Raw genomic sequence first — 5486 nt, 5'->3', positions numbered from 1 at the left:
AAGCGCTGTCCCAGCGAGTGAAGCGCTGGTTGCTCAGGGGTGTTGGTTGTGGTGGAGGTGGCGGGAATTGAACCCGCGTCCTACGGCACCGAACCAGGCATTCTCCGGGCGCAGTCTGCAGTTGATTTTCTCGGCCTCGGGACGTCACGCAGACAAGCGTCCCGACAGGCCCAGTCACTGTTTGGTGTCCCCGCCGCCCTCGTGACCCGGGCGGCGGGTTAGTCATCTAGCTGATGCCAGACACCGGGTCGATGACACTCCCCGGGCTGACAGATCTCCTAGTGTTCTACCGCCTAGGCGGCGAGAACGAGATCGCGCTGGTTAGAAACCTTGGCGCTTATTTTTTTGCGAGGCATGGTTAACGAGATCATCCCCGCGTCCTCGGCCCGCTTCTCCTGCAACGACAGCCGCAGTCGAAACCGATCACCCCCTGTGCAGTTGTCCGACCAGGATACCCGGGGATTTCACATGGTGACCACGGTCACGAAACTCCGGCGTCACGCGAGCGGCCCAGACTCCTCGACATCGGACGACCGCGACCCGGATCGTCGTACCCGAACCGGGGAGGACGGGACCATGCCACAGCAGATCACCTGGCAAGCCATGGGCACGCCGAAGCAGAGCCGCCGCCGCGCCGCCTACCGCTCGGCGGTGGCCGGCACCATCCTGGGCCTGGCCCGGATCATCGACGCCAGCCCGCAGCGCCGCCGCCCCGCCTGAGGGCCTCCGGGCGCGGCCTGACGCCGGGTCAGCCCTCGCCGCGGTTGCGGCGGGTCATCTCGCGGGCCATCTCCCGCGTCGCCTGCCGCTCGGCCAGGGCCTGGCGCTTGTCGTGCAGCTTCTTGCCGCGGGCCAGCGCCAGCTCGACCTTGGCCCGGCCGTCGGAGAAGTAGAGCGCGAGCGGGACGATCGTCAGCCCCGACTCCTTCATCTTCAGCTCCCAGCGGTCGATCTCCGCCTTGTGCAGCAGCAGTTTGCGCACCCGTCGCGGCTCGTGATTGGTCCAGTTGCCCTGGTGGTACGGCGGGATGTGCACGGCGTGCAGGTACATCTCGCCGTCGCGGAAGGTGGCGAACCCGTCGACCAGAGTGGCCCGGCCGGCCCGCAACGACTTCACCTCGGTACCGGTGAGAACCAGGCCGGCCTCGTAGGTGTCCTCGATGAGGTAGTCGTGGCGGGCCTTCTTGTTCTGGGCGATCATCTTGCGCCCACGCTCACGAGACATGCGGGTCAGGGTACGGGTACAGCCGGACGGCTGGTCGAGCCCATTTATTCCAGCCACCGCATGGGGTCGACGAAGTGGCCGTCCTCCATGGTCTCGAAATGCAGGTGCGGACCGGTGGAGTAGCCGGTGCTGCCGGAGTACCCGAGCACCTCGCCACGCTCGAGCTTCTCGCCCCGGCTGACCGTGTCCCGGGTCAGGTGGTTGTAGGTCGTCACCAGGTAGACCCCGTTGACGTAGCCGTGGTCGACGACCACCCGGTTGCCGTAGGCGCTGTTGTAGTACGCCTCGATGACAGTGCCGTCGCGGGCCGCGCGCACCGCGGTTCCCGAGGGGACGCCGAAGTCAGTGCCGGTGTGCAGCTTGTAGCGGTGCAGGATCGGGTGGTACCGCATGCCGTACGGCGAGGTGATCGGCCCGCTGACCGGCCGGCTGAGCAGGCCGGTGCCCTGGACGATCTTCTTGCCGGTCTTCTCGGCAGCCTTGCGGGCGGCCTCGGCGCGCTTGCGGATGACCTCGGCGAGCCGGTCGGACTCGGCCTTCATCACCGCCAGGCGCGCCTCGATCTCGTCCTTGAGATCCTCGGCCTTCTCCAGCGCGACGCCGCGGGCGGCGATCAGCGTCTGCACCTGCGCCTGGGCCGCGGTCGCGGTGTTCCGGGCCCGGGTGGTGGTCTCGACCGCGGCGGCGGCGGACTTCTGCTCGGCGAGGATGCGCTCATGGGACTCGTCCAAGGCGGCCTGCTTGGTCTCCAGGTCGGCCTGCAGCGCGTTCAGATCGGCGAGAACCTGCTTCTCGGAGCGGTTCACCGTCTCGTAGTAGGACATCGCCGAGGTCAGGTCTTCGGGGCTCTGGGCGTTCATCACCACGGACAGGCGCTGGAAGTCCCCGCCCATGTAGGCCTGGCGGGCCAGCGCGGCGAGCGCCTCGCGATGGGCCCTCATCTGGCCCTGCGCGCCCAGGTACTCGATCAGCGCCTGCTCGGCGTGGGACTCGGTGGCGGCCAGGCTCAGGGCGGCGTCGAACTGCTCCTGCTCAGCGCTCGCCAGCGCGGTCCGGGCAGAGGCCAGCGCAGCCTGCGCCGGCGGGAGCTTCGCCTCGGCGTCAGCCAGCGCGGAGCCCGCTGCCTTGACCTCGGCGTTCTGCTCGTCGAGGTCCTCACCGAGTTGCTGGACCTGCTCGTCGACCGCCCGCTTCTTGTCCTTCGGGTTGTCGTCGGCCTGCGCCTGCGGGAGCAGGAAGGTCGCCAGCGCCACCGCAACAACCATCGCGAGGCCGCCGTGACGGGCCGTCCTGCGCATACCTCTCCCCTAACCCCAGGAAACACTTCAGTCACATGGGTAGCACGGGAGTCTGCAGATACCGGCAGGACGCGCCGGGGCTTGGGGCGGGGTTAGACGCGCAGATACCGGCGGAGGGTTACGGCAGAGACCAGGGCGGAGCCGCCGACGCCGAACAGGAACAACCAGGGGACGGTGGTGAGCACCGCGTCCCAGCCGATGAAGGAGGTGAACTGGAAGTTCGGCTCCAGGTAGTGGTCCACGCCGGCCCACTTGGCCGCGACGACGAGGAAGGTCGCCAGCACCGCACCGACCGCGCCGGCGATCGCGCCTTCGAGGATGAACGGCAATCGGATGTAGAAGTTCGAGGCGCCCACCAGGCGCATGATTCCGGTCTCTCTTCGCCTGCTGTAGGCGGAGAGCCGGATGGTGTTGATGATCAGCAGCAGTGCGGCGCCGAGGATGATGCCGGCCAGCAGCAGGGCGCCGATCGAGACCGCGCGCAGCACCCGGAAGAACGGCTCCAGGACAGTCCTCTGGTCCTGTACCTGGTAGACCCCGGGCCGGCCGTTGAAGGCGCTGAAGATGATGTCGTACTTGGTCGGGTCGGAGAGCTTGACCCGGTAGGACTCCGGCAGCGACTCCGGCGTGATGTTCGCTGCGAGCTCGGTGTCGAAGCGCTCCTTGAAGCGCTGGTAGGCCTCGGCCTTGGTCTCGAGGTAGACCTCGGCGACCAGCGGGCGCAGCTTCTCCAGGTCGGCCTGAATGGTCGCCTTCTGCTCCTCGGTGGCGACACCGCTCTTGCAGCTCGCCGCGCTGGAATCCGTCGGCAGGCAAAGGAAAAGGGTGACCTCGACCTTGTCGTACCAGTAGTCCTTCATGGTGTCGACCTGCTTGCCCGTCAGCATCGCGAGGCCTAACAGGGCGAGGGAAACCGCGGTGGTGATGACCACCGCGATGGTCATCGTCAGGTTGCGCTTGAGACCGGTCACGATCTCCTGCGTGACGAAGGAAACTCTCATCGGTTTGGCCTCACGCGGAGTACCCATAGACACCGCGGTGCTGGTCGCGCACCATCCGCCCGGTCTCGAGCTCGATCACGCGCTTGCGCATCTGGTCGACGATCGCCTGGTCGTGCGTAGCCATCAGCACCGTCGTACCGGTCCGGTTGATCCGGTCCAGCAGCTTCATGATCCCGACCGAGGTGGTCGGGTCGAGGTTTCCGGTGGGCTCGTCGGCGATCAGGATCAGCGGCCGGTTGACGAAGGCGCGCGCGATCGCGACCCGCTGCTGCTCACCACCGGAGAGCTCGTCGGGCATCCGGTCCTCCTTGCCCTGCAGACCGACCAGCTCGAGGACTTCGGGCACCACCCGCCGGGTGACGCCGCGGGACTTGCCGATCACCTCGAGGGCGAACGCGACGTTCTCGCGCACGGTCTTGTTGGGCAGCAGGCGGAAGTCCTGGAACACCGTGCCGATCTGGCGGCGCAGCTGCGGGACCTTCCAGTTCGAGAGCCGGGCCAGATCCTTGCCGAGGACGTGGACGGTGCCCGTCGACGGCTTCTCCTCCTTGAGCACCAGGCGCAGGAACGTCGACTTGCCCGAGCCGGAAGAACCGACGAGGAAGACGAACTCGCCCTTCACGATCTCGAGCGAGATGTCGCGCAGCGCCGGCCGGTCCTGGCTCGGGTAGGTCTTGGTGACGTTGTCCAGTCGGATCACGAGAAAGCAGTCCCCACGGCGGCCGGTTAGCGGACGAGCAGCCTTGATCGATAGTAGGCCGGATACGGCCCAGTACCGGGTTAGACGTGCGTTCTACGACGTCGCGCCGGAACGCCGCCAGCGGATACCGGCCTCGATGAAGTCGTCGATCTCACCGTTGAAGACGGCGGCCGGGTTGCCCACCTCGTGCTCGGTCCGCAGGTCCTTGACCATCTGGTACGGGTGCACCACGTAGGAACGCATCTGATTCCCCCACGAACCGGACGAATCGTCCTTTAGCGCATTCATCTTGGCCTGCTCCTCGCGGCGGCGGACCTCCAGCAGCTTGGACTGCAGGACCTCCATCGCGCGGGCCTTGTTCTGCAACTGCGAGCGCTCGTTCTGGCAGGACACCACGATGTTCGTCGGGATATGCGTCAGCCGGACGGCGGAGTCGGTGGTGTTGACGCCCTGCCCACCTGGCCCGGAGGACCGGTAGACGTCCACCCGGATCTCGTCGTCGGGGATCTCGACGTGGTCGGTCTGCTCGGTGACCGGAACGACCTCGACCGCGGCGAAGGAGGTCTGCCGGCGCCCCTGGTTGTCGAACGGGGAGATCCGGACCAGTCGGTGCGTGCCCTGCTCGACCGAGAGCGTGCCGTAGGCGTGCGGGGCGTGCACCACGAAGGTGGCGGACTTGATGCCCGCCTCCTCGGCGTAGGAGGTGTCGTAGACCTCGGTGGCGAAGCCGTGGCGCTCGGCCCAGCGCAGGTACATCCGCATCAGCATTTCGGCGAAGTCCGCGGCGTCCACCCCCCCGGCCTCGGAGCGGATGGTGACCAGGGCATCCCGGGCGTCGTACTCGCCGTTGAGCAGGGTGCGGACCTCGAGCTCGCCGATCTCCCGGGTCAGGTTCGCCAGTTCGGCGTCGGCCTCGGCGCGGGTGTCGTCGTCGTCCATCTCCTCGGCCATCTCGAACAGCACCGCGAGGTCGTCCACCCGCCGCCGCACCTGCTCCATGCGGTTGGTCTCGGACTGCACGACCGACATCCGGCTGGTGACCTTCTGCGCCCGGTCCTGGTCGTCCCAGAGGTCGGGGGCGGCGGCAAGCACCTCCAGCTCGGCGTACTCGGCGCGCAGCTTCTCGATGTCGACGACGGCCTCGACGGAGCTCAGCGTCGCGTCGAGCGCCTTGAGCGACTCGGTGAATTCAGGTAGCGCCACGGGATTGCACCCTACGCGAGCGACTGCGGCCCGCCACCGGAAGCCGGTGACGGGCCGCA

Annotated in this window: 6 protein-coding genes and 1 other RNA gene; 1 reads left to right on the top strand and 6 read right to left on the bottom strand. The window is 67.5% G+C overall.

All coding sequences use genetic code 11. The features are described 5' to 3' along the window. Nucleotides 1–49: 49 nt before the first annotated feature. Nucleotides 50–431: a transfer-messenger RNA gene (ssrA, locus tag H0X00_RS21045) on the bottom strand. A 145-nt stretch (nt 432–576) separates the two neighbouring features. On the opposite strand from ssrA, the gene H0X00_RS21040 reads away from it, so the two are divergent. Next, nucleotides 577–720, top strand: a complete 144-nt coding sequence (locus tag H0X00_RS21040; RefSeq protein WP_293774523.1) for a hypothetical protein — start codon at nt 577–579, stop codon at nt 718–720. 28 nt (nt 721–748) lie between these two features. Here the strand turns inward: H0X00_RS21040 and smpB are convergent, their stop codons facing one another. The 5 genes from smpB to prfB all read right to left on the bottom strand — a co-directional run bounded on the left by smpB (nt 749) and on the right by prfB (nt 5427). Beyond that, nucleotides 749–1225 (bottom strand): SsrA-binding protein SmpB, encoded by a 477-nt coding sequence (gene smpB / locus H0X00_RS21035; protein ID WP_367186718.1) that lies wholly within the window; start codon nt 1223–1225, stop codon nt 749–751. A 44-nt stretch (nt 1226–1269) separates the two neighbouring features. Continuing rightward, nucleotides 1270–2523, bottom strand: a complete 1254-nt coding sequence (locus H0X00_RS21030) for a M23 family metallopeptidase (RefSeq protein WP_293774522.1) — start codon at nt 2521–2523, stop codon at nt 1270–1272. A 92-nt stretch (nt 2524–2615) separates the two neighbouring features. Beyond that, nucleotides 2616–3524: a permease-like cell division protein FtsX gene (gene ftsX, locus H0X00_RS21025; protein ID WP_367186719.1), complete on the bottom strand. Its 909-nt coding sequence runs from the start codon at nt 3522–3524 to the stop codon at nt 2616–2618. 10 nt (nt 3525–3534) lie between these two features. Further along, nucleotides 3535–4224: a cell division ATP-binding protein FtsE gene (ftsE, locus tag H0X00_RS21020; protein ID WP_293774519.1), complete on the bottom strand. Its 690-nt coding sequence runs from the start codon at nt 4222–4224 to the stop codon at nt 3535–3537. 93 nt (nt 4225–4317) lie between these two features. Beyond that, nucleotides 4318–5427: a peptide chain release factor 2 gene (gene prfB / locus H0X00_RS21015; RefSeq protein ID WP_293774518.1), complete on the bottom strand. Its 1110-nt coding sequence runs from the start codon at nt 5425–5427 to the stop codon at nt 4318–4320. Nucleotides 5428–5486: the final 59 nt, after the last annotated feature.

The sequence above is a fragment of the Sporichthya sp. genome, assembly GCF_013815995.1.
GTDB lineage: Bacteria > Actinomycetota > Actinomycetes > Sporichthyales > Sporichthyaceae > Sporichthya.
Note: the sequence above shows the minus strand (reverse complement) of the source record. Positions and strands in the feature narration are given on the sequence as shown.